This is a genomic window from Streptomyces sp. CBMA156, assembly GCF_014596515.1.
Taxonomy (GTDB): Bacteria; Actinomycetota; Actinomycetes; order Streptomycetales; family Streptomycetaceae; genus Kitasatospora.
On the sequence record NZ_MSJQ01000374.1, the window covers coordinates 1 to 21,856 of the forward strand.

At 74.3% G+C, this 21,856-nt stretch carries 24 protein-coding genes and 2 pseudogenes; 10 read left to right on the forward strand and 16 right to left on the reverse strand.

The window, feature by feature from the left end; translation table 11 throughout:
* Positions 1 to 259: pseudogene (locus tag BU198_RS32485) on the reverse strand (hypothetical protein); the annotation flags it as partial.
* A 76-nt stretch (positions 260 to 335) separates the two neighbouring features.
* Between BU198_RS32485 and BU198_RS32490 the strand changes: the two are divergent.
* Both BU198_RS32490 and BU198_RS32495 read left to right on the forward strand, forming a co-directional pair.
* Positions 336 to 827, forward strand: coding sequence for an inorganic diphosphatase (locus BU198_RS32490; protein ID WP_188300447.1), 492 nt, complete (start codon positions 336 to 338; stop codon positions 825 to 827).
* A gap of 216 nt (positions 828 to 1,043) precedes the next feature.
* Entirely contained in the window at positions 1,044 to 1,712 is a 669-nt protein-coding gene (locus BU198_RS32495) for a heme oxygenase (biliverdin-producing) (protein ID WP_188300429.1), read from the forward strand.
* A gap of 81 nt (positions 1,713 to 1,793) precedes the next feature.
* On the opposite strand, the gene BU198_RS32500 is transcribed toward BU198_RS32495, so the two are convergent.
* On the reverse strand, positions 1,794 to 3,446 hold the full coding sequence (locus BU198_RS32500; protein ID WP_188300430.1) for an HtaA domain-containing protein: 1,653 nt from the start codon (positions 3,444 to 3,446) through the stop codon (positions 1,794 to 1,796).
* A 58-nt stretch (positions 3,447 to 3,504) separates the two neighbouring features.
* The gene (locus tag BU198_RS32505; RefSeq protein WP_188300431.1) at positions 3,505 to 5,064 is read right to left on the reverse strand and encodes an HtaA domain-containing protein; all 1,560 of its coding nucleotides are present in this window, start codon (positions 5,062 to 5,064) and stop codon (positions 3,505 to 3,507) included.
* Positions 5,065 to 5,238: 174 nt separating this feature from the next.
* Here BU198_RS32505 and BU198_RS32510 point away from each other — a divergent pair, with 174 nt between their 5' ends.
* The 3 genes from BU198_RS32510 to BU198_RS32520 are packed head-to-tail and all read left to right on the forward strand — an operon-like array spanning position 5,239 to position 8,125.
* Positions 5,239 to 6,255: a hemin ABC transporter substrate-binding protein gene (locus BU198_RS32510; protein ID WP_188300432.1), complete on the forward strand. Its 1,017-nt coding sequence runs from the start codon at positions 5,239 to 5,241 to the stop codon at positions 6,253 to 6,255.
* Positions 6,252 to 7,313, forward strand: a complete 1,062-nt coding sequence (locus BU198_RS32515) for a FecCD family ABC transporter permease (protein WP_188300433.1) — start codon at positions 6,252 to 6,254, stop codon at positions 7,311 to 7,313. Before BU198_RS32510 ends, BU198_RS32515 begins: the two co-directional genes overlap by 4 nt.
* 2 nt (positions 7,314 to 7,315) lie before the next feature.
* Positions 7,316 to 8,125 (forward strand): heme ABC transporter ATP-binding protein, encoded by an 810-nt coding sequence (locus BU198_RS32520; RefSeq protein ID WP_223245269.1) that lies wholly within the window; start codon positions 7,316 to 7,318, stop codon positions 8,123 to 8,125.
* Positions 8,126 to 8,194: 69 nt separating this feature from the next.
* Here the strand turns inward: BU198_RS32520 and BU198_RS32525 are convergent, their stop codons facing one another.
* The 3 genes from BU198_RS32525 to BU198_RS32535 all read right to left on the reverse strand — a co-directional run bounded on the left by BU198_RS32525 (position 8,195) and on the right by BU198_RS32535 (position 10,153).
* A complete protein-coding gene (locus BU198_RS32525) occupies positions 8,195 to 8,404 on the reverse strand; it encodes a dodecin (protein ID WP_188300434.1) in 210 nt (69 codons plus the stop codon).
* Between the two features lie 95 nt (positions 8,405 to 8,499).
* On the reverse strand, positions 8,500 to 9,459 hold the full coding sequence (locus BU198_RS32530; protein ID WP_188300435.1) for an asparaginase: 960 nt from the start codon (positions 9,457 to 9,459) through the stop codon (positions 8,500 to 8,502).
* A 73-nt stretch (positions 9,460 to 9,532) separates the two neighbouring features.
* Positions 9,533 to 10,153, reverse strand: a complete 621-nt coding sequence (locus tag BU198_RS32535) for an ABC transporter substrate-binding protein (RefSeq protein WP_223245265.1) — start codon at positions 10,151 to 10,153, stop codon at positions 9,533 to 9,535.
* A 565-nt stretch (positions 10,154 to 10,718) separates the two neighbouring features.
* Between BU198_RS32535 and dtd the strand changes: the two genes are divergently transcribed.
* On the forward strand, positions 10,719 to 11,159 hold the full coding sequence (gene dtd, locus BU198_RS32540) for a D-aminoacyl-tRNA deacylase (protein ID WP_188300436.1): 441 nt from the start codon (positions 10,719 to 10,721) through the stop codon (positions 11,157 to 11,159).
* Between the two features lie 39 nt (positions 11,160 to 11,198).
* On the opposite strand, the gene BU198_RS32545 is transcribed toward dtd, so the two are convergent.
* From BU198_RS32545 to BU198_RS32555, 3 genes are all read right to left on the reverse strand, one after another.
* A complete protein-coding gene (locus tag BU198_RS32545) occupies positions 11,199 to 12,161 on the reverse strand; it encodes a YgfZ/GcvT domain-containing protein (RefSeq protein WP_188300450.1) in 963 nt (320 codons plus the stop codon).
* Positions 12,162 to 12,180: 19 nt separating this feature from the next.
* Complete coding sequence (locus BU198_RS32550; RefSeq protein ID WP_188300437.1) at positions 12,181 to 12,663, reverse strand: Fur family transcriptional regulator; 483 nt, start codon at positions 12,661 to 12,663, stop codon at positions 12,181 to 12,183.
* Between the two features lie 125 nt (positions 12,664 to 12,788).
* Positions 12,789 to 13,391 (reverse strand): FABP family protein, encoded by a 603-nt coding sequence (locus BU198_RS32555; RefSeq protein ID WP_188300438.1) that lies wholly within the window; start codon positions 13,389 to 13,391, stop codon positions 12,789 to 12,791.
* Between the two features lie 350 nt (positions 13,392 to 13,741).
* Between BU198_RS32555 and BU198_RS32560 the strand changes: the two genes are divergently transcribed.
* Entirely contained in the window at positions 13,742 to 14,104 is a 363-nt protein-coding gene (locus tag BU198_RS32560) for a DsrE family protein (RefSeq protein WP_188300439.1), read from the forward strand.
* Positions 14,105 to 14,120: 16 nt separating this feature from the next.
* Here the strand turns inward: BU198_RS32560 and BU198_RS32565 are convergent, their stop codons facing one another.
* The 7 genes from BU198_RS32565 to BU198_RS32590 all read right to left on the reverse strand — a co-directional run bounded on the left by BU198_RS32565 (position 14,121) and on the right by BU198_RS32590 (position 18,820).
* Positions 14,121 to 14,399, reverse strand: coding sequence for a DUF3099 domain-containing protein (locus tag BU198_RS32565; RefSeq protein WP_188300440.1), 279 nt, complete (start codon positions 14,397 to 14,399; stop codon positions 14,121 to 14,123).
* A 73-nt stretch (positions 14,400 to 14,472) separates the two neighbouring features.
* Positions 14,473 to 14,763: a DUF1416 domain-containing protein gene (locus BU198_RS32570; RefSeq protein WP_030288989.1), complete on the reverse strand. Its 291-nt coding sequence runs from the start codon at positions 14,761 to 14,763 to the stop codon at positions 14,473 to 14,475.
* 39 nt (positions 14,764 to 14,802) lie between these two features.
* Positions 14,803 to 15,636, reverse strand: a complete 834-nt coding sequence (locus tag BU198_RS32575) for a sulfurtransferase (RefSeq protein WP_188300441.1) — start codon at positions 15,634 to 15,636, stop codon at positions 14,803 to 14,805.
* A gap of 235 nt (positions 15,637 to 15,871) precedes the next feature.
* Positions 15,872 to 15,952 (reverse strand): Ms5788A family Cys-rich leader peptide, encoded by an 81-nt coding sequence (locus tag BU198_RS44355; protein ID WP_350517234.1) that lies wholly within the window; start codon positions 15,950 to 15,952, stop codon positions 15,872 to 15,874.
* 225 nt (positions 15,953 to 16,177) lie between these two features.
* Positions 16,178 to 16,912, reverse strand: a complete 735-nt coding sequence (locus tag BU198_RS32580; RefSeq protein ID WP_188300442.1) for a DUF2993 domain-containing protein — start codon at positions 16,910 to 16,912, stop codon at positions 16,178 to 16,180.
* 196 nt (positions 16,913 to 17,108) lie between these two features.
* A complete protein-coding gene (locus BU198_RS32585; RefSeq protein ID WP_188300443.1) occupies positions 17,109 to 18,521 on the reverse strand; it encodes a hypothetical protein in 1,413 nt (470 codons plus the stop codon).
* Positions 18,522 to 18,526: 5 nt separating this feature from the next.
* Positions 18,527 to 18,820, reverse strand: coding sequence for a MoaD/ThiS family protein (locus BU198_RS32590; RefSeq protein WP_188300444.1), 294 nt, complete (start codon positions 18,818 to 18,820; stop codon positions 18,527 to 18,529).
* A 727-nt stretch (positions 18,821 to 19,547) separates the two neighbouring features.
* Between BU198_RS32590 and BU198_RS32595 the strand changes: the two genes are divergently transcribed.
* From BU198_RS32595 to BU198_RS32605, 3 genes and pseudogenes are all read left to right on the forward strand, one after another.
* Positions 19,548 to 20,279: a response regulator transcription factor gene (locus BU198_RS32595; RefSeq protein ID WP_188300445.1), complete on the forward strand. Its 732-nt coding sequence runs from the start codon at positions 19,548 to 19,550 to the stop codon at positions 20,277 to 20,279.
* A 125-nt stretch (positions 20,280 to 20,404) separates the two neighbouring features.
* Positions 20,405 to 21,463, forward strand: a complete 1,059-nt coding sequence (locus BU198_RS32600; protein WP_188300446.1) for a LacI family DNA-binding transcriptional regulator — start codon at positions 20,405 to 20,407, stop codon at positions 21,461 to 21,463.
* A 115-nt stretch (positions 21,464 to 21,578) separates the two neighbouring features.
* Positions 21,579 to 21,856, forward strand: a pseudogene (locus tag BU198_RS32605) (hypothetical protein); the annotation flags it as partial.

The following is a 21,856-nucleotide window of genomic DNA, read 5'->3' on the forward strand; positions in this document are numbered from 1 at the left end:
TGGGCACCGCGCTCGGGCCGTCGCCGGCCCGGGACTTGGCGCCGCCCTTCCCGTGGTCGCCCTTCCCGTGGTCGTGGCCGCCCTGCCCGTCGTGGCCCTCGTCGTCACCGTGCCCGGCGCTGTGCCCGCCCGGCGGCGGGGACGGCTGTGCGTACGCGCCACCCGAGGTCAGGACCGTGCCGACGACCAGCAGGGCCGCCCCGAACAGCCCCGAGACCGTCCCCCCGCGGCGCCGCGCCGCCGCTCCCCCTGCTCCCACCGACCGGCCCCTTTCCCGAGCACTCGCTCCCGTAGGAGACACTTGGATTCTGTCAGTCCCTACCTTGGAGGAACCGTTGGAGTTCGACGTCCTTATCGAAATCCCGAAGGGCTCTCGTAACAAGTACGAGGTCGACCACGAGACCGGCCGTCTGCGGCTCGACCGGATGCTCTTCACCTCGACCCGCTACCCGGCCGACTACGGCTACGTCGAGGGCACGCTCGGCGAGGACGGCGACCCGCTGGACGCGCTGGTCATCCTGGACGAGCCGACCTTCCCCGGCTGCCTGATCAAGTGCCGTGCCATCGGCATGTTCCACATGACCGACGAGGCCGGCGGCGACGACAAGCTGCTCTGCGTCCCGGCGACGGACCCGCGCTGGGAGCACCTGCGCGACATCCACCACGTGTCGGAGTTCGACCGCCTGGAGATCCAGCACTTCTTCGAGGTCTACAAGGACCTGGAGCCCGGCAAGTCCGTCGAGGGCGCCGACTGGGTCGGCCGCGCCGAGGCCGAGGCCGAGGTCACCGCTTCGATCAAGCGTCTGGCGGAGCAGGGCGGCCACTGAGCCGTCGTTCCGGTCCCACTCGATCCAGGACAGTCGAGGCGGGTCGGGACAGCCTGAGGCCGGGGTTCGCGGATTCTTCCGCGGGCCCCGGCCTTCGTCGTGTCCGGGGACCGGACGGTTTGCCGACACCCTGTCGGCATGATGTGAAGTTAGGTTAGGCTAACCAAAACATTCGGTCCGATCGCGAACCGGCCGACCCCGAACCCTGGAGGCCGCATGCCCACGCCCGCGCCCACCCCGTTCTCCACCGTGCTCCGCACCGCCAGCAGCGAGGAGCACGAGGCCGCCGAGCAGTCCTCGTTCATGAGCCACCTGCTGGGCGGCCGGCTCGGGATCGAGGCGTACGCCGACCTCACCGGCCAGCTCTGGTACGTCTACCGGGCCCTGGAGGGCCGGACGGAGCAGCTCGCGGAGCACCCGCTGGCGGGCCCCTTCATCGACCGGGCGCTGCTGCGCACCGCCGCCGTCGAACGCGACCTCGCGCATCTGCGCGGGCCCGGCTGGCGGGACGGCCTGGCACCGCTGCCGGCCACCGCCGCGTACGTCGCCCGGGTGGAGGAACTGGCCGCCGAGTGGCCGGCCGGGTACATCGCGCACCACTACACCCGCTACCTGGGGGACCTCTCGGGCGGCCAGATCATCCGGGGCGTGGCGGAGAAGACCTGGGGCTTCGAGCGCAAGGGCGACGGCGTGCGGTTCTACGTCTTCGAGGAGGTCGACAACCCGGCGGCCTTCAAGCGCGAGTACCGGGCCAAGCTGGACGCGGCCGGGGAGGCGCTGGACGAGGTCGAGCGGCACCGGGTGGTCGAGGAGTGCAAGCGGGCCTTCGTGCTCAACGGGGCGATCTTCCGGGACCTGGACGCGCGTTACCCGCTGAGTGCATAAACGTTTCTCCGCGCCCTTTCCAAGGGACCGGCCCCGGCGAGCGGTTGCTCGCCGGGGCCGTCGCACGTTCCGGAGCCGCCGTCAGGCCTTGGCGGCACCGCGGCGGTTGCGCACCAGCACGGTGGCGCTGCCGCCGACCAGCAGCAGACCGGCGGCGGTGGCCAGCAGCGGGACCACCGGGGTGTCCGCCCCGGTGGCGGCCAGCGAGCCGCCGCCCGTACCGCCCAGGCCGCCGGTGGTGAGCGAGGCACCGCCGGTGGTCAGCAAGGCACCGCCGGACGTGCCGCTGCCCGCGCCCTGGCCGCCCGCCGCGGAGCCGCCGCCACTGCCGCTGCCGCCGGAGGAGCCGGCGGGCGGGGCGGTCGGGAGCTTGGCGTCCTTGTCGAAGGCGAGCGTGGCGCTGACCGGGTCCAGCGCCGTACCGGCCGGGTAGTTGGAGAAGACCGGAACTCCCTCGGCGGTGAGCGTCGCCGGGACACCGGTGAGCGTCACCACGCCGTCGACCGGCTTCAGGGCGGCGGCCGGGACGTCGAGCCTGGCGATCCTGGCACCGGCCAGCGCGGTCGACTTGCCGTCAGGGGACTTGCCGTTGACGTCGGCGGTCAGGAAGGCGCCGTCCCGGTCGACGGTCAGGCCCAGCTTGGAGAGCGTGGTGTCGAGCGCCCAGCCGTCCTTGCCGGGGTGGGCGAGGAAGCGGACCGAGCCGTCGAAGCCCGCGGTCAGCGTGTGGTCGGCGGTGTTGTAGGCGCCGGTGGCACCGCCGAAGCGGTAGTCGGCCGCGCCGCCGCCGAACTCGACCTTGCCGGCCGCCATCGGGCTCGCCAGGTACGTGCGGAAGCTCTCCTTGACCTTCCAGTCCAGGGTGCCGTTCAGCACCGGCAGCCTGGACGGGGCCGTGCTGGGGCTCCCGCTCGCGGAGGGGGTGGCGGTGGCGCTCGGCGAGGAGGTGGCCGTGGCGGACGGCGAGGAGGTGGCCGACGGGGTCGGGGTCGCGGTCGGCGTGTCCGTCGGCGTGGCGGTGGGGGTCGCGCTCGGGGTGCCGGTGGCGCTCGGCGTGACGGTGGGCGAGGCGGACGGCGTGACGGTGGGCGAGGCGGTCGCCGTGGCGGACGGCGAGGGCGTGGCCGGGCTCTGCTTCAGCAGCAGCGACAGCGGGTCCATGTCCGCCCCCGCCTGGTAGAAGCCGGCGAACGCCTGGGCGCCCTGCTCGGTCAGCTTGGCGGCGGCCGGCACCCCGGTGGTGGTGTCCCGCGCGACGGTGAACGTCACCAGCGGAACGTCGTCGCGCCGGGTGATCTCGGTGGCGCCCATCGACTCCTTGGAGGCGGTGTCGGCGGTCAGCGTGCCCGAGGTGCCCGAGGTGGTGATCCGCAGGTCGCTGAGCGCGACGTCCAGCGCCCCGTGGTGGGCGGTGAAGTGCACGCCGCCGGTGAAGGAGGAGCTGAGCACGTGGGTGCCCAGGTCGTACGTCGCGTTCGCCAGGCCGAAGTGGAAGGTGCCGTCGGCGTTGGCGGTGGCGCCGCCGGTCAGCTCGATCGCGCCGCCCTGGGAGCCCGGGCCGTTGAGGTAGTTGCGGAAGCTGGCCTTCACGCCCCAGTCCAGCGAGCCGGTGTCGTACGTGACGCTGCTCGGGGCGCCCGCGCCGAAGGCCAGTGCGGGGACACCGAGGGCGGTCAGGCCGAGACCGGCGGTGGCGGCCGCGAGGGCTGCCAGCCGGGTGCGGTTGCGGGACATGCTGGGTACTCCGTTCGGATGGGGGGAGGGAGCCGGGGGAAGCTCCCTGGAGGGGTCGTCAGGCCGCGTCGTCGGCGGTGGGTCCGGCGACGGCTGCCCCGGACGCGGCGGCCGCCCGGCGACGCCGGACGAGCAGGCCGCCGGTGGCCGCGAGCGCCACCACCAGCACCGCTCCGCCGGCCACGGCCGCCATCGGGACGCCGCCCGAGGAGGAGGAGGCGACGGGCGCGGCGGACGGGGAGGAGGCCGCACTCGCGGGGGCGCTCGGCGCCGTGGCCGGGGCACTGCCGAGGTCGGGCAGCGGGGGCAGTGCGGCGGCCGGGTCGAGGGCGACGGCGAAGCTCAGCGGGTCCATCTCGGTGCCCGCCGGGTACAGGCCGCCGAAGGCCTCGGCGCCGCCCTCGGCGAGCTTGAGCGGCAGTTCGACGGCCTTCAGCAGACCGCCCTCGGCCTGGAGGCCGGCCGGGTCGAACACCGCCAGCTCGACGCCGGGGAGCCGGCGGGTACCGCCGTCCGGGGTCCGGCCGGAGACGTCGGCGACCAGCCTGCCCCGGCCCCCGGAGACGGTGACGCCCGGGTTGGCGAGGGTGAGGTCCAGGCCGTAGCTGTCACCGCTGCGCATGCCGGTGAAGCGGACGGTGCCGGTGAAGGCGGCGGTCAGCTCACCGGTCGCCGGGTCGTACGCGCCCTTGGCCGGGGTCCAGCGGAAGAACGCGCCGCCGTCCGCCGCCCCGCCGCCGAGCTCCCAGCGGCCCTGGGCGATCGCGCCGGTGACGTAGTCCCGGAAGGTGCGGCGCACGCCCCAGTCGAGGGCGCCGGCGGCGAACTCGGTCCTGGCCGGGGCCTGGGCGGTCGGTTCGGCCGTCGGCTCGGCGCTCGGCGTGGCGGCGGGGGCCGCGGGGGTGGCGGGAGCGGCGGTGGGCGTCGGGGTGGCGGCCGGTGCAGGCGCCGCGGGCTTCTCCGGGGCCGCGGGCTTCTCCTGCGCCGCGGGCAGGTTGACCGAGAGGGTGAGCGGGTCGAGGGCCGTACCGGCCTGGTAGAAGCCGCCGAAGGCCTTCGCCCCGGCGTCGGTGAGGGTGGCGGGGACGTTGTCGAGCGTCAGGGTGCCGGCCGCGCCCCGCAGGTCGACGCCGGCCAGCGAGAGGTCGGCCAGCTTGGCCTGGCTCGTGCTGCTCACCTGGCCGGTCTCCTTGGACTTGCTGCTGACGTCCGCGTACAGGCCGGCCGCCCCGCCCTGGGCGGCCTTGAAGGTGAAGCGGCCGACGCTCAGATCCAGCGCGTTGGAACCGTTCTCCTGGTGCCCGGTGAACCGGACACCGCCGGAGAACGCCGCGCTCAGCGCACCGGTCGCCGGGTCGTACGCGCCGTTCGCGGAGTGGAACCGGAAGGTGCTGCCGCCGACCGTGGCCGCGCCGCCGGTGAGCGCCCAACTGCCCTTGGCGATGGGCCCGGTGACGTAGGTCAGGAAGGACTGCTTGATCCCCCAGTCCAGCCGTCCGCCGGAGACCTTGCCCTCGGCGGCCGCCGCCGGTCCCGGCGACAGGCCCACCGCCAGCAGGGCGGCGAGGGCGGCCACCAGGGCGGCGGCCAGACGGCGGAGCCGGCTGGGCAGGGGCACGGCGAATCACTCCTCGAAGGGGGCGCGGGGGATTTTCCGCAGGGGGGGGCTGACAGAGGCCACCCCCTTGCGGAGCTGAGGTAAGGCTAACCTAATATATGAGTCAAGAGCCCCGCCGCCCCACTCCCCCACCCCGGGCGGCACCGGCACCAACTCCCGGCGAAGGGAACCAGGTTGAGCAGCCGCACGATCCGATCCGGGGCGGCCCGCGGGCCCGTCCTCCTGCTGCTCGCCCTCGGCCTGCTGCTCGCCCTCACCTCCTGCGGCTCCGCCACGGGACCGGCCGCGGCGACCGGCTCCCGCGCACCCGACGCGGTCGAGCCGCTGTCCGTCGAGCCCGTCCCGCAGCTCCCGGCCACCACGGCCTCGGCCGACGGCCGCCAGGTCACCGTCACCAGCGCCGAACGGATCATCCCGCTCAACGGCAGCCTCGCCGAGCTGGTGTTCAGCCTCGGCCTGGGCCCCAAGGTGGTCGCCAGGGACGTCTCCACCACCTTCCGGCAGGCCGCCGCCCTGCCGGTGATCACCCAGGCCCACGACGTCTCCGCCGAGGGCGTGCTCTCGCTGCACCCCACCGTCGTCCTCGCCGACCGCTCCACCGGCCCGGCCGAGGCGATCGCACAGATCCGGGCGGCCGGCGTCCCGCTGATCGTGCTGGACGACGCCAAGCGGCTGGCCGACGTCGGCCCGCGCATCGACACCGTCGCCGCGGCGCTCGGAATCCCGGACGCCGGAGGGCAGTTGAAGGAACGCACCGGACAGCGGATCGACGAGGCCAGGGCCGCCGTCCCGGCCGACGGCCGCCACCCCAAGGTCGCCTTCCTCTACCTGCGCGGCAGCGCCTCGGTCTACCTGCTCGGCGGCCCGGCCTCCGGCGCCGGCTCGCTGATCGAGGCGGTCGGCGGCGAGGACGCCGGCACCGCCGCCGGCCTCACCGGCGACTTCACCCCGCTCACCAGCGAGGCCCTGGTCAAGGCCGCGCCCGACGCGATCCTGGTGATGAGCAAGGGGCTCGACTCGGTCGGCGGCGTGGACGGCCTGCTCAAGCTGCCCGGCGTCGCCCAGACCCCGGCCGGCCTCGACCGCAGGATCGTCTCGATCGAGGACGGCCAGCTGCTCAGCTACGGCCCGCGCACCCCGCAGGTGCTGCGCGAGATCACCGCCCAGCTCTACCCGGCGGACGCCAAGTGACCCTCGCCGCAAGCCGGAAGGCCGTCCCGACCGTCCGCCGCACCACCCTGATCACCGCCGGCCTCGCCGCCGCCCTGGTCCTCTGCGCCCTGCTCGCGGCCGGAGTCGGCGCCTACCGCATCCCGCTCGGCGACATCCTCGCCTCCGCCGCCCACCGCCTCGGCCTCGGCGGCCACGCCCTGGACCGGGTACCGGAGTCGGTGCTGTGGAACGTCCGGCTGCCCCGGGTGGTGCTCGCCCTGCTGGTCGGCGGATCGCTGGGCTGCGCCGGCGCGCTGATGCAGGGCGTGTTCGGCAACCCGCTCGCCGAGCCCGCCGTGATCGGCGTCTCCTCGGGCGGCGCGGTCGGCGCGGTGGCCTGCATCGTGCTCGGCCTGGACGCCCTCGGCAGCTGGACCGTCACCACCTTCGCCTTCGCGAGCGGCCTGCTGACGGTCTTCGCGGTGTACGTCATGGCCCGCTCCGGCGGGCGCACCGAAGTGGTCACGCTGATCCTCACCGGCGTCGCCGTGAACGCCTTCTGCGGCGCGCTGATCGGCATCTTCCTGTTCACCGCCGACTCCGCCGCGATCAGCCAGGTCACCTTCTGGCAGCTCGGCTCGCTCTCCCAGGCCACCTGGGGCAAGGTGCTGGCCGTCCTGCCGTTCGCGCTGGCCGGCCTGGCCGTCGCCCCGCTGTACGCCCGCAAGCTGGACCTGCTGGCCCTCGGCGAACGCCCGGCCCGCCACCTCGGGGTGGACGTCGAGCGGATGCGGCTGGTGCTGATCACCGTCGTCGCGCTGCTCACCGCGGCGGCCGTCGCGGTCAGCGGCATCATCGGCTTCGTCGGCCTGGTCGTGCCGCACCTGCTGCGGATGCTCGCCGGGCCCGGCCACCGCTTCCTGCTGCCTGCCTCCGCGCTCGGCGGCGCGCTGGTGCTGGTGGCCGCCGACCTCGCCGCCCGCACCCTCGCCGAGCCGGCCGAACTGCCGCTCGGGGTGCTCACCGCACTGATCGGCAGCCCGTTCTTCTTCTGGCTGCTGCGCCGGACCAGGACCAGACAGGGAGGCTGGGCGTGAGGCTGCGCCACCACCGGGAGATCCCGGAACGACCGTTGCCCGGAAGCGAGTTGCTCGCCGCCGAGGCCGTCCGGCTGAGCGTCGGCGGACGCCCGCTGCTGTCCGGCGCCGCCGTCCGGGTGACCGCCGGCGAGGTGGTCGCGCTGCTCGGGCCGAACGGCGCCGGCAAGTCCACCCTGCTGTCCGTGCTGGCCGGCGACGTCCGGCCGGACGACGGCGCGGTCACCCTGCGCGGGCGCCCGCTGAGCGGCTACGGCGCCGCCGAACTCGCGCTGCACCGCGCGCTGTTGCCGCAGTCCGCGGCGCTGTCCTTCCCGTTCCCGGCCGACGAGGTGGTCCGGATGGGCCGCGCGCCCTGGGCCGGCACGGCGGCCGCCGCCGAGGACGAGGCCGTCGTGGCCGAGGCGATGGCGGCCACCGAGTCCGCCGCCTTCGCCGGCCGCCCGTTCACCGCCCTGTCCGGCGGCGAGCGGGCCCGGGTGGCACTGGCCAGGGTGCTGGCCCAGCGCACCCCGCTGCTGCTCCTGGACGAGCCGACCGCCGCCCTGGACCTGCGCCACCAGGAGCTGGTGCTGCGGGTCGCCCGGGCCAGGGCCGCCGCCGGGGACGGGGTGGTCGTGGTGCTGCACGACCTGTCCCTGGCGGCCGCCTACGCGGACCGGGTGGTCCTGCTGACGGGCGGGGCGACGGTCGCGGACGGGCCGGTCGCCGAGGTGCTGCGGGCGCCGCTGCTCAGCGAGGTGTACGGGCACCCCGTCGAGGTGCTGGCGCACCCGCGCACCGGGGTGCCGCTGGTGCTGCCGGAGCGCTGAACCCCCGGCCGGCACCCGGTCCGCGGCCGGCGCGCAGCCTGGGGGCGGCGCTCGGCCGTCGGGCGGCGCTCAGTCCTCCAGCCGGAAGCCGACCTTCATGCACACCTGGTAGTGCTTGACCCGGCCGTCCTCCAGATGGCCCCGGACCTGCGAGACCTCGAACCAGTCGAGGTTGCGCAGCGTCCTGGAGGCCCGCTCCACCCCGTTGCGGATCGCGGCGTCGACGCTCTCGGACGAGGACCCGACGATCTCGGTCACCCGGTACACGTGGTCGGTCATGGCGGACTCCCTCAGCTGTGCGACGGCCCCCCGGTCCACCGTGCACCGGCCCGGGGCCGCCCGCACGCCGACGGGCGGCCGTCGGCCGTTGTGCCCTAGAACGCCGCCCGCACCTCGCCGACCGGCACGCCGCCGCCGAACAGCGGGGCGGCGGCGATCCGCTCGACGGTCTCGTCCGCCCCGGTCACCCCGAGCCGGCGCAGGGCGGCCGCCAGCACCGGGCCGCGGGCCCGCTCGCCGCCGTCCTCGATCTTGAAGGCCAGCGCCCGCCCGTCCGGCAGCGCCACCACCTGGACGGCCTCCGCGCCCATCTTGGACAGCGCGCCCGGCACCGCCCGCATCAGCCAGGTGTCGGCCCTGCGGGTGCCGGCCACGTACTCGGGGTGGGCACGCATCGCGTCGGCGACGCGGCGCGGCGCGGTGCCCTCGGCGGCCAGCACCAGGCCTCGGTAGCCGCGGGCCAGACCGGTCAGGGAGACGGCCAGCAGCGGCGCGCCGCAGCCGTCCACCCCGGCGTGGCCGGCGGTCTCGCCGGTGCCCTCCTCCAGGGCCTCGCGGGCCAGCCGCTGGATCGGGTGGTCCGGGTCGAGGTAGCCCGCGGTGTCCCAGCCGTTGGCCGCGCAGGCGGCCAGCCAGCCGGCGTGCTTGCCCGAGCAGTCCATCAGGATCGGGGCGCGCCGGCCGCCGGCGGCGAGCAGGAGCTCCGCCTCGGTCTCGTCCAGCGGCAGGTCCGGCGGGGTGCGCAGGGCCGACTCGTCGAGCCCCGCGGAGCCGAGGATGCTCCGCACACCGTCGAGGTGAAACGATTCTGCGGAGTGGCTGGAGGCCGCCAGCGCCAGCAGCTCGCCCCCGATCGCCAGCCCGGCCCGCAGCGTGGCCACCGCCTGGAACGGCTTGGCGGTCGACCGCGGGAACACCGGGGCGTCCGGGTCGCCGAGGGCGAACTCGACCGAGCCGTCGGCCGCGAGCAGCACCAGGGAGCCGCGGTGGCGGCCCTCGACGAAACCGGAGCGCACGACCTCGGCGAGAACGGGCGCGGTGGCGGGCAGGGGCATGGCGGATGAGCCTTCCGGGGCGAGGGTGGGCCTGGGAGTGAGCCGGGCCCACCGCCCGCGGCGACTCACCCGGTCAGAGCGGCCCTCCCGCGAGCAGGTCGTCGACCCGTGCTTCCCCATCACGGTACCTGCGGGTGATCTCGGCGTTGCAACCGTCGGCCGTGCGCAGCAGCCGCTGGCGCCGTCCCGACACCTCGCGCTCGTGCGCCCGCAGCCGTTCCAGGGCCGCCAGCAGTTCCTCGGCCGGGTGCGCCGCCAGATCGGCGAGCTGGACGTCACCCATCAGCGCGTCCGCCTCCAGCCGGGACTCCCGGGTGCGCGGCGGGCCGAGGGTGACGTGCCGGGCCGAGCGCCGCACGGTGGAGGGCGCGTCGGTCAGGATGGCCGGCAGCCGGTCCAGCAGGTCGCCGGGGACCAGCCCGGGGCCGGACGGGCCTGCCGTGCGGACCGGGCCCACGCCGGGCCGCCGGTCGAGCTCGGCGCGCAGGATGTCCATCCGCCCGTGCAGCAGCCGCCGCAGGTAGGACAGGTCGGCCTCCTGCTCCAGGGTCTCCCGGCGCAGCACCCGCAGCTGGTCCAGGCCCAGCCGTTCCAGGTCGGGCTCGTCCTCCGCGCCCGCCGCCGGGCCGTACGGGCCCCCGGGGGCCTGTGCCACCGGCCCGGACCGGTCCCGCGCCGCGCTGCTCGCGTCCATCACCCAACCACCTGACGTCGTCCGATCCCGCCCGCTCGCGGCTCCCGTTCCTGCCGCCGGTCCTGCCCGTCCCCCGACGGGCCGCGCGTCCCGTCGACCGGCACGCCCGGGAGCCCCCGGAGATTCCGGTCCCCGGCCGCGACCGCCCATCGGGCGGCACCGCCGGAACGCTGACCCACCGGCCCGACCGCCCGGCCGAACCCCGGCCCGGCGCGGCGGACCTCCTGGCGCCCCGGACCCTTCGTACGGTCCACCAGCGTGCCACCCCGCCCGGCGCGCGCGCACTGCCCGTGCACCCGAACGGCCCCCTGGCGAACGGGGGTGGCTGATATGACCGGCCCTTTCCGCAGGGAGAGTGGCGCCTGATTCAGCGCAGGCGTGCACGCCAGGGCGTGCGCCTCCGGTGCACGCGCCCCAGGGGTGCGCCCTGAGGAGGCCGCTGGGACGTACGGGAAGGCTGCGACGGCGAGGTCGGGCACGGAGAGCCCGGGGAGAACGCAGAGAGGGCACGGGGAGGCCTCGGGGGCCCTCCCGGGGCCGTGCGGCGCTCCGGCACAATGGCGGCATGCGAGCAGTGGTGCAGCGAGTGACCGAGGCCCGGGTGACCGTGGCCGGTGAGACCGTCGGCGCGATCGAGGGGCCCGGGCTCTGTGTCCTGGTGGGCGTCACCCACGACGACACCCCCGCCAAGGCCGCCCAGCTGGCCCGCAAGCTCTGGACGCTGCGGCTGCTGCCCGCCGACGAGGACGGTGTGGAGCAGTCCTGCTCCGATCTCGCCGCCCCGCTGCTGGTGATCAGCCAGTTCACGCTCTACGGCGACGCCCGCAAGGGCCGCCGCCCCACCTGGAACGCCGCCGCCCCCGGCCCGGTCGCCGAGCCGCTGGTGGAGGAGGTGGTGGCCCGGCTGCGCGAGCTGGGAGCCAAGGTGGAGACGGGCCGGTTCGGCGCCGACATGCAGGTGGCGCTGGTGAACGACGGCCCGTTCACCGTCCTCGTCGAGGTCTGAGCGGCCCCCCTGCCGCGGGCCGATCCACCGCCGGACGGTCTACTGCGGGACGATCACGTCCTGGGTGCCCGGCACCGTCCCGGCCAGCAGCACCGCGTCCACCGGGACGTTCCGCTTGACGATCGCCATGGCGATCGGCCCCAGCTCGTGGTGCCGGGCCGAGGAGGTCACGAAGCCCAGCGCCCGCCCGTCCGGGTCGGTGGCCAGCCGCACCTCGGTGCCGTGCGGGGGCAGCGTCTCCTCGGTGCCGTCCAGGTGCAGGAAGACCAGCCGGCGCGGCGGGCGGCCCAGGTTGTGCACCCGGGCGACGGTCTCCTGGCCGCGGTAGCAGCCCTTCTGGAGGTGGACGGCGGTGCCCAGCCAGTCCACCTCGTGCGGGATGGTCCTGTGGTCGGTCTCGAAGCCCAGCCGGGGCCGGTGGCCCTCGATCCGCAGCGCCTCGTACGCCCAGACCCCGGCCGCCGGGCCGTACCCGGCGGTGAGCTTCTCCAGCTCGGCGCGCGGCACGAACAGGTCGCGCCCGTAGGGGAGTTCGCGGACGGCGGCGGCACCCTCGACGGCGGCGGTGGAGCCGGCCGGCAGGTGGACCACGGCGTACTCGGCGGTCGCGTCGGCGACCTCCACCCGGTAGAAGAACCTCATGCTCTCCAGGTAGGCCACCAGCGCGCCCTGGGTGCCCGGCTCGACGTGCGCCCAGGTGGTGGTGCCGTCGTCCACCAGGTAGAGCGCGTGCTCGACGTGCCCGTTCGCGGAGAGCACCAGCGCCTCGGTGGCCTGCTGCGGCGGCAGCCCGCTGACGTGCTGGGTGAGCAGCAGGTGCAGCCAGGCGAGCCGGTCGGCGCCGGTGACGGTGACCACGCCGCGGTGCGAGAGGTCGACGAAGCCTGTGCCCTGCGACAGGTTGCGTTGCTCACGGAAGATGTCGCCGTAGTGGGCGGCGACGCCCTCGTCGGCCCCCTCGGCGGGGACGGCTCCGGACAGGGCAAGCAGCGGGCTCTTCACACCGGTCATACCGGCCAGCTTACGGCCGGTCTCCGGCGAGCTTGGCGGTGCAGTCGGCACAGCGGCCGAAGATGGCGAAGTGCTTGAGGTCGGTGTCGAAGCCGTGCCGCTCGCGCAGGCTCTCTATCAGCGGCTGGGCGATCTCGGTGCCGGTCTCGGTGACCTCGTCGCAGTCCCGGCAGACCAGGTGCAGGTGGTGGTGGCGGCCGGCCAGGTGGTAGGTCGGGGCGCCGTGGCCGAGGTGGGCGTGCGAGACCAGGCCCAGCCCCTCCAGCAGCTCCAGGGTCCGGTAGACGGTGGAGATGTTGACGCCGCTGGCGGTCCGGCGGACGTGGCAGAGGATGTCGTCGGGGGTGGCGTGGTCGAGCACGTCGACGGCCTCCAGCACGAGCTGCCGCTGCGGGGTGAGGCGGTAGCCGCGCTCGCGCAGGTCGGCCTTCCAGTCGTCCGAGAGGTGCCAGTCGCCGGAGAGCTGCCAGTCGGTGGTGCCGGTGTCTGCCACGGTCCTGTCCCTGCCAAACGTCGGGGGTCCTGGGACAAGTGTAGGGACCGGCCGGCGGCCGGTCCCTGCCTCGTGCGCGGAAGTGCCGGCGGCCCGATCAATTCGAGCCGGTCACTTCGGTCCGGTCACTTGAAGAACGCGATGCCGTCGTCCGGCAGGTCGTTGATGTCCTTGATCAGCTGGGCCGGGCTGAGCACCTTGCGCAGCTGGGCGGACATGTACGGACGCAGCGGCACGTTCGGGGCGGCCTTCTCGCCGACCCAGAGCAGTTCGCCGTTGACGAAGCCGTACAGCCGCTTGCCGCCCGAGTACTCCGGGGAGCCCTCGATCCGGGCCACCGCGTCGGTGGAGACGTCGACCTGCGGCTTGCCGTCGGCCAGTTCGCCGTACCAGATCTCGACCGTGCCGTCGTCGCGGACGGAGGAGATCTCGATCCCCCGGACACCGCTGGTGCCGTCGTTGTTGCTGGTGATGCGCCAGAACGCGTGCTCGTTCTCCAGCGGACGGACCTTCTCGCCCTCGGCGTCCAGCACCCAGGTCCGGGAGCGGAACTCCAGGAAGGGGCGGCCGTCGTGGCGGATCACGATCTCCTGGCCGAAGTTGCACTTCTCGTCGCCCGCGCCCCCTTCACCCGGCAGCGGGGCGTAGACGCCCGCGCCTTCCCAGGTGCCGAGGAGGAAGGCGAGCGGCACGACGTCCTTGTGGAGGTCAGAGGGGATCTCGATCATGTTCCTGGTCGCTGTCGTCGTCGGTGTGGGGCTGCCTCAACCGTACGGCAGGCTCAGCGCTGGCCCTGGTACAGCTTCATCACCGAGAAAATGGCGAACCAGGTGATCAGCACGGCCATGAGGGCCAGCAGACCGTCGAAGAAGATTTCCAGACCGGACACGGGTGGCTCCCAGGCGGCGACAGTGTGGTGGATTTTGCTCCGCTCACTCTATCCGCCGTGCTCCGGCCGTTCGCGGTGAGCCCCACCACGTAGCCGTTCGCGCCGCCCTTCCCCCCGGCTGCCCAAGCTTTGCCCAAGGCTTCCCGGGATGCCGGACGGCGGGGGCGGCGGGACCTCTAAGGTGGCGCCATGCCGAAGAAACTCGTCATCAAGGTCACCGCAGGGGCGGACGCGCCGGAGCGGTGCTCGCAGGCGTTCACGGTCGCGGCGGTGGCCGTCGCCAGCGGGATCGACGTCTCGCTCTGGCTGACCGGGGAGTCCTCCTGGTTCGCGCTGCCGGGCCGGGCGGCGGAGTTCGAACTGCCGCACGCGGCGCCGCTGCCCGACCTGCTGGAGTCGATCCTGGCAGCCGGCTCGGTGACGCTGTGCACCCAGTGCGCGGTCCGGCGCGGGATCGAGCAGAAGGACACCGTCGAGGGTGTCCGGATCGCGGGCGCCCAGGTCTTCGTCAGCGAGATCATGGCCGACGGCGTCCAGGCGCTCGTCTACTAGGAGCCGTCCTGCGGTTCTAGGAACCGTCCCGAGGTTCGTGGTCGGGGTGGTCCCGGTCGTGGCCGGGATCGTCCCACTTCGGGTCGTCCCAGCGCGGGTCGTCCCACCAGTCGTCGTCCGGGTCCCGTTTGTTGGCGAACACCGCGGCGGCGGGCGGGATCACCATCGCGACCACGCACATGCCGATCGCGGCGCCCACCGAGAAGAACCGCACCACGCCCCAGGCCATGACGAACAGGCCCAGGCACACGCCCATCATGGCGAAGTAGTAGCGACGCCGCCGCCTTGCCTGCACCCTTCCACGGTACGGCCGAGGGCCCCTGCGCGGCAGGGGCCCTCGGGGTGGTCCGGGAACGTCGTGGCGCCGGTCAGACCGCGATCGCGACCTCGACGGCGGTGCCCTGGGAGGCCACCACCTGGCGGTCCACGGTCTGCCCGGGCACCAGCGCACGCAGGGTCCACTTGCCCGGACGGGCGAAGAACCGGAACTGGCCGGTCGCCGAGGTGGGTACCTCGGCCGTGAACTCGTTGTTCTCGTCCAGCAGCCGGACGTAGCCGTTGACCGGCTCACCGTCGCGGGTCACCGAACCCTGGATGATCGTCTCGTTCGCCACGTCAACTCCTGCCAGGTCCGGGCCGCCGGCCTTCGCACCGCACATGTCTGTATTTCCCTTCTGACTTACGGGTCGAGCCGGGGCTCAGTTGCCGAGCTCGATCGGCACGCCGACCAGGCTGCCGTACTCGGTCCACGAGCCGTCGTAGTTCTTGACGTTCTCCTGGCCGAGCAGCTCGTGCAGCACGAACCAGGTGAGCGCGGAGCGCTCGCCGATGCGGCAGTAGGCGATGGTGTCCTTCGCCAGGTCGACGCCCTCGGCCTCGTACAGCGCCTTGAGCTCGTCGTCGCTCTTGAAGGTGCCGTCGTCGTTGGCGTTCTTGGCCCACGGGATGTTGCGGGCGCTCGGCACGTGGCCGGGGCGCTGCGACTGCTCCTGCGGGAGGTGGGCCGGGGCGAGCAGCTTGCCGGAGAACTCGTCGGGCGAGCGGACGTCGACCAGGTTCAGGCTGCCGATGGCGGCGAGCACGTCGTCGCGGAAGGCCCGGATCGAGGAGTCGACGGCCTGCGCCGTGTACTGGGTGGCCGGGCGGGCCGGCACCTCGGCGACCAGGTCGCGGGAGTCCAGCTCCCACTTCTTGCGGCCGCCGTCCAGCAGGCGGACGTCGCCGTGGCCGTACAGCTTGAAGTACCAGTAGGCGTACGAGGCGAACCAGTTGTTGTTGCCGCCGTACAGGACGACGGTGTCGTCGTTGGCGATACCCTTGGCGCTGAGCAGCGCCTCGAAGCCGGCCTGGTCGATGAAGTCGCGGCGGACCGGGTCCTGGAGGTCCTGCCGCCAGTCGATCCGGACGGCGTTGCGGATGTGGTTCTTCTCGTACGCGGAGGTGTCCTCGTCGACCTCGACGATGACGACCTTCGGGTCGTCCAGGCGGGCCTGGACCCAGTCGGCGTCGACCAGGACGTCGCTGCGGCTCATGGTGGTGTTCTCCATCCGAGGGCGGTTGTGCGGAAGGTGCTGCTCAGGAGGGTGCTGCGAGGACGCCCAGATGGGTATGGTCCGAATTCCCGTCCGAATACCGGGACGAGGAGGGTGGACCGGTGCGACCGGGCGGGGAGCTGCGGAGTACGTCGGCGCCAGCCCGCTCACAGAGCCGGGCGCGGTTGCCGGGAAGATCGGCGGCGGGCGTCAACTGCCCTGCCGGGGCGCCGAGTCAGCGCATTCGACACAGACAGGCGGCCACGCGGCACAGGTCTACCGCCCGCCGCTTCGTGAGGTCCGTCTGTCGCTTCATGCCGACGATGCTAGGGACACCGGAGGCCCGCTGTCATCAGCGTATCGAATGCTGGGATCGAAACGACCGCATCATGGGATCTGGCCTCGGCCCGGCCCGCCGGGGCCCGCCCGGAAGCCCTCCGGCGGCACCCCCGGGGCGGAAACGACACCGCTCCGCGGCCCGCGCTGGACAGCGCGTCTCGCGGAGCGGAACGATTCGGCAGGGCCTGGAAGGGACCGGGGATCAGCCCAGGAGCTTGACGTCCCTGCCGTCGAAGGTCAGCTGGAGGCCCTCGGGCAGCGGCGTCACGCCACCGCCCCCGCCGTCCTTGTCGGCCAGTCCCAGCCCGGCCGGCAGCGAGTCGAGGGTGAAGCTCATCGGCTCGACCTGCTGGCTGGTGACACCGGCCACCGCCCCCACCAGCGAACTCAGCCGGAAGCCGTCCACCGTGACGGTGTTCCCCTTGTTGTGCACGGTGCCCTCACCGATCGCGAGCGGCCCCAGCGAAGCCTTGATCTTGCCGGGACCGGCGTAGGACAGGCTCAGCCGGGAGCTGCCGCCCACCGGCAGCTTGGCCCCGTGCAGCAGCTCGGAGGCGGGCGGCAGCAGCTGCGCGAGGTCCGGGTAGGAGATCACCCCGCTGCCGGTGCCGCTCTCCACCGTGGCGCTGTTCATGCTGTCGCTGACCTTGACCCCGGCGAGCTTGGCCTTGAACGAGTGCAGTGCCACCTGGTGGCCGCCGTCGCCGACGGTCAGGCCGTCGGAGGAGATCCGGACGTCGTCCAGTCTCATCGACAGCACCTGGGTGAGGAACGGGAAGCCCTCGATCGACACGTCCGGGCGCTGGCTCATCCGGCCGCTCTTCACGATCCGGTCGGCGGCCTCGTCCTCGGCCACGCCGACCGCGATCCGGTCGGCGCCCAGCAGCAGGCCGGAGAGCACCGCCAGGCCGATCGTGGCCTTCAGCCATCCGCGCATCGTGTCCCCCGTCGTCGCCGGTCGCTGCCGGTCGTCCGCAGTCGTTCGCAGTGGGTCTCAGTGGGTCGTTCGCCGCTCCGTGGCGGGCGCAGGACGCGACCGCTCCCGCACGACCGTACGACGTCCCGCCCCAGAACATGGTTCCGGGGCGGGACCGGGCCCGCCCGGCGCGGCCGGGCCGGGCCGGGCAGGAGGATCAGGCCAGCAGGTCGGTGGCGATCCAGATCAGCGGCGCGGCCACCGCCAGCGGCAGCGCCACCCCCGCCGTCATGTGCACGAAGCGGGACGGGAAGTCGTACGCCGCGACCCGGCGGCCAACCAGCGCACCCAGCCCGGCCAGCAGGCCGAGCGCCACCGGCGCACCGACCAGCAGGCCCAGCACCACCGCCGCGGCCAGGCCCAGCACCGGGCCCAGTTGCTTCGGGCCCGGCAGCGGCGCCGCGGCCAGCACGGTGGCCAGCGCGACCGCGCCCACCCCGGCCGGCACCCAGTCCGCCAGCAGCAGCATGGTGCCCAGCGCCGTCACCACGGTGGCGGAGCCGAGCACGGTCAGCGCGTAGAACCGCTCCTTCGGGTCCGACGGGCGGAACGTCTGGAGCACCAGGACGAGCAGGAAGAACCCGCCCAGGGTGCCCACCACGGCTGCCACGCCGCCGTCGGCGTCCGCCAGCAGCACCGAGACGTCCGCGACGAGCCCGGCCAGGGCGGCGAGCAGGATGCCCTGCCGGGCCGGCCACATGCCGTTCAGCCGGAACCAGCCGGCCGCCGTCAGCAGCTGGAGCGGCGCGAGCACGAGGGCCAGGGCGATCTGGCCGAGCGCGGCGCCCCCGGCCAGCAGTGCGGCCGCGCCGGCGGTGATCAGGGCCGGCTGCAGGCCCGGGTCGATGATCGGCGAGCCGGTCCGGCCGCGCGGGCCCGCGGGCTGCGCGGCCGGCGGCGGGACGGCCGCGTACGGCGGCGCGGCGGGGGCGCCCGGCGGGCCTGCCGCCCGGCCCGGGCCCGCCGGGTCGGGCGCGGTCGGGCGCTTGAGCGTCATGGTCGGCGGGTCGAAGGCGTCCGCCGCCTGCTGCGCGGGGGCGGGCTGCGGCGCCGGGGCCGCGTGCCTGGCCCGCGGCCTCAACGGCTGCCTGAGCTGCACCGTCGGGTCCGGCTGGGGCTGCGGCTGCCCCTGCGGCCGGGACCGCCCCGGCCGCTGGGACCGAGGCTGCTGGGCCTGCTGAGGCGGCTGGACCTGTTGGGTCTGCTGGGCCTGGTGCTGCCGCGGTGCGACCGGCGGCACACCGGACACCACCACCGGCGGCAGCAGCGCCGTCGTCTCGGCGTCGTCCACCGCCGGCACCGGCGGCAGCAGGGTGGTCGCGTCCGCGTCGTCGAACGCGGGCACCGGCGGCAGCACGGTAGTCGCCGCCGCGTCGTCCACCGGGTAGCCGTACGGCGGCCGGTGGCCCGAGTGCTGCGGCGGGAAGGGCTGGTGCTGTTGCGGGTGCTGCTGGTGCTGCGGCTGGTGGGGGTACCGCGGTGGCTGCGGTGCCTGGGGCTGCTGGGGCTGCGGCGGCCACTCGTCGTGGCCGCCGTGGTTCGGATGGTTCGGGTTGTTCATGTCCGTCACGCCGCTCAGCCTCCCGCGAACGGCGGGAGGACCTCGACCGTCCCGCCCTCGGTCAGGGCGACGGCCGCGTGGTCGCGGCCGCCCACCTGGGCACCGTCGACCAGGTACGAGCAGTGCCCGAGCAGCCGGACGAGCTTCGGCCGGCCGGCGTGCCGCTCCCTGGCCGCCGCCAGCGCCTCCGCCAGGGTCGCCGCCTCGTACGGCTCCTCGGCCAGCCCGGCCTCGGACTTCGCCGCCGCCCAGTAGCGGATCGTCCCGCGCACCCGGGCTCCGCTCGCGGGCTCGGTGGTCGCGCCCATCGGGCCACCCCTTCTCGTCGTCCTCGCCCGGCCCCGGTGCCCCGGTCCGGTCCGCCACCACGGCACCCGCACGGCCACCCCAACGATGGACCCGAACAGCGCCGACGATGTGCGTCCCATGATGGCGTGTCCGCCACCACGAGCGGCAATCGCCCTGGCCGGACGGACACGGAGCACGCACCGGCCTTCCACCCGGCCGCCACCGGGGGACGCCGGACCGGCACTCGAAGCTGTGTCCAGCCTCACCCGGCACACGCCCGATTTGGGCGAACCGCCGGATCGGGGCACTCCCGGCCCGGGGGGTGGTCGGCTATCCTCGACCACCTAGAGGGATCCGGGCAGAGTCGCCCCCGGGTCCTTTTGTGCTTCCAGGACGCCAGTACGGACGTTCTTGCGATTCGTCGGCCCACCTCCGGCGCGCCGCGGGAACCGCCCCGCCTGACGCGGCACAACGACGTGCCCCGGCCGGCCCGGGGCGTCGCCACCCGGCACCGGGCCGCCACCCGGCACCGGACCAGACCGGAGGGTTCACGGTGAGGAACAGGGCAGGAACGGTGCGCCAGGGGTCGCGGGACCCCCTGCGGACCCGCCGTCGCGCCCGGCACACCGTCCACTCCCCCGGCGCGCCGCGGACCGTCGTCCGCTCCTCCCCCTCAGCACGTGCGCCATCCGGCTGTGGCGGCAGCCGTCACGTGACCGCGACGACCCGGAAAGGGGACCACCGGGTATGAGTTCTCTCCTCCTCCTCACCAACGCGCTGCAACCCTCCGCCGAGGTGCTGCCCGCCCTCGGCCTGCTGCTGCACAACGTCCGGGTGGCCCCCGCCGAGGGCGCCGCCCTCGTGGACACCCCCAGCGCGGACGTCATCCTCGTCGACGGCCGGCGCGACCTGCCGCAGATCCGCAGCCTCTGCCAGCTGCTGCGCTCCACCGGCATCGGCTGCCCGCTGATCCTGGTGGTCACCGAGGGCGGCCTGGCCGCCGTCACCGCCGAGTGGGGGATCGACGACGTCCTGCTGGACACCGCGGGACCGGCCGAGGTCGAGGCCCGGCTGCGGCTCGCGCTCGGCCGCCTCCAGGTCGTCACCGACGACAGCCCGATGGAGATCCGCAACGGCGACCTCTCGGTCGACGAGGCCACCTACTCCGCCAAGCTCAAGGGCCGGGTGCTCGACCTCACCTTCAAGGAGTTCGAGCTGCTCAAGTACCTCGCCCAGCACCCCGGCCGGGTCTTCACCCGGGCGCAGCTGCTCCAGGAGGTCTGGGGCTACGACTACTTCGGCGGCACCCGGACGGTGGACGTGCACGTCCGGCGGCTGCGCGCCAAGCTCGGCGTGGAGAACGAGCAGCTGATCGGCACCGTTCGCAACGTCGGCTACCGCTTCGTCGTCCCGGAGAAGCCGGAGAAGGGCGAGCGGCCGGAGCTCGCCCAGCGCCCCACCACCCCCCTGGACGTCTGAGGCAGGGCCGGGCGGGCCGACTCCCGCCCGGCTTGTCCGGCTTCCTCCCGGAGCCTCCCGCCGGCTGCCGGACGGGGCCCCAGGTCCCACTGCCGCCCCGGAGACCACACGCGTAGACTCCCCCCGTGGCCAAAGTGACGCGCGACGATGTAGCCCGACTGGCTGGTACCTCGACCGCGGTCGTCAGCTACGTCATCAACAACGGGCCGCGCCCGGTCGCGCCCGCGACCCGGGAGAAGGTCCTCGCGGCGATCGAGCAGCTCGGCTACCGGCCGAACAGCGTCGCCCAGGCGATGGCCTCCCGCCGCACCAACCTCATCGGCATGGTCGTCCCGGACGCCCGCCAGCCCTTCTTCGCCGAGATGGCGCACGCCGTGGAACGGGCCGCCTCCGAGCGCGGCAAGCTCGTGCTGATCGGCAACTCCGACTACGTCGACGACCGCGAGGTGCACTACGTCCGCGCCTTCCTCGGGATGCGCGTCTCCGGCCTGATCCTGGTCAGCCAGGGCCCCTCGCAGCGCGCCGCCGAGGAGTTCGCCGCGATGGAGGGCGCCAAGGTGGTGCTGCTGCACCGCCGGCCCGAGGCGATCGACGACGTCGCCGTGGTCACCGACGACGTGGCCGGCGCCGAGGCGATCGTGCGCCACCTGCTGGAGGTGCACGGGCACCCGTACGTGGCCTGCTTCGGCGGCCCGGTCGAGTCCCCCGCCCCCGGCGACCCGGTCATCGACCACGTCGAGGGCTGGCAGCGCGCCATGGACGCGCACGGCGTCCCCACCGAACCGCACCTGATCGACGCGCCCTTCCACCGCTACGGCGCCTACGACGTCGCGCTCGGCGTGCTGCGCTCGCCGGACCGGCCGCGGGCGATCTTCTGCTCCACCGACGACCAGGCGATCGGCGTGCTGCGGGCCGCCCGCGAGGTCGGCCTGCGGGTCCCTGAGGACCTCGCGGTGGCCGGCTTCGACGACGTGCCGGAGGCCGCGCTGGCCGACCCGCCGCTGACCACCGTCGCCTCCGACCGCGACGCGATGGCCAGGGCCGCCGTGGACCTGGTGCTGGACGACTCGCTGATGGTGCCCGGCTCCGACACCGAGCGGGTCCGCACGTTCCCGTCCCGGCTGGTCATCCGCCGCTCCTGCGGCTGCTCGGGCGACGCCCCCGGCCGATCCGTACCGGAATAGTCGATTCCGCTCGGCGGACTGCCTGACCAGGCTTTATGAGAAGTCAACGGGCTTCTCTCCCCGTTCTGAGCCGGTTCTCATGAAGTCCTCATGCACCGGGCCGAGCTTGGTCGGCATGACCGAACAGCAGCAGCACCCCGACGAGCAGTACCGCCCGTACCGGCCCGACGAGCAGTACGGCCCGTACCAGGCCCAGGCGCAGTACAGCCCGTACCAGGCCCACGCGCAGTACGACCCGTACCAGGCCGACGAGCCCCGGGTGATCGAGGGCACCGTGGTCGGCACCGGCCCGGCCGCCGGCGGCCCCGGCAGCGGCGCTCCGGCCGGGTACGGCCCCCGCGACGACCACTCCGGCGGCGGCTTCGACGGCCCGCCGCCCCCGCCGCCGATCCC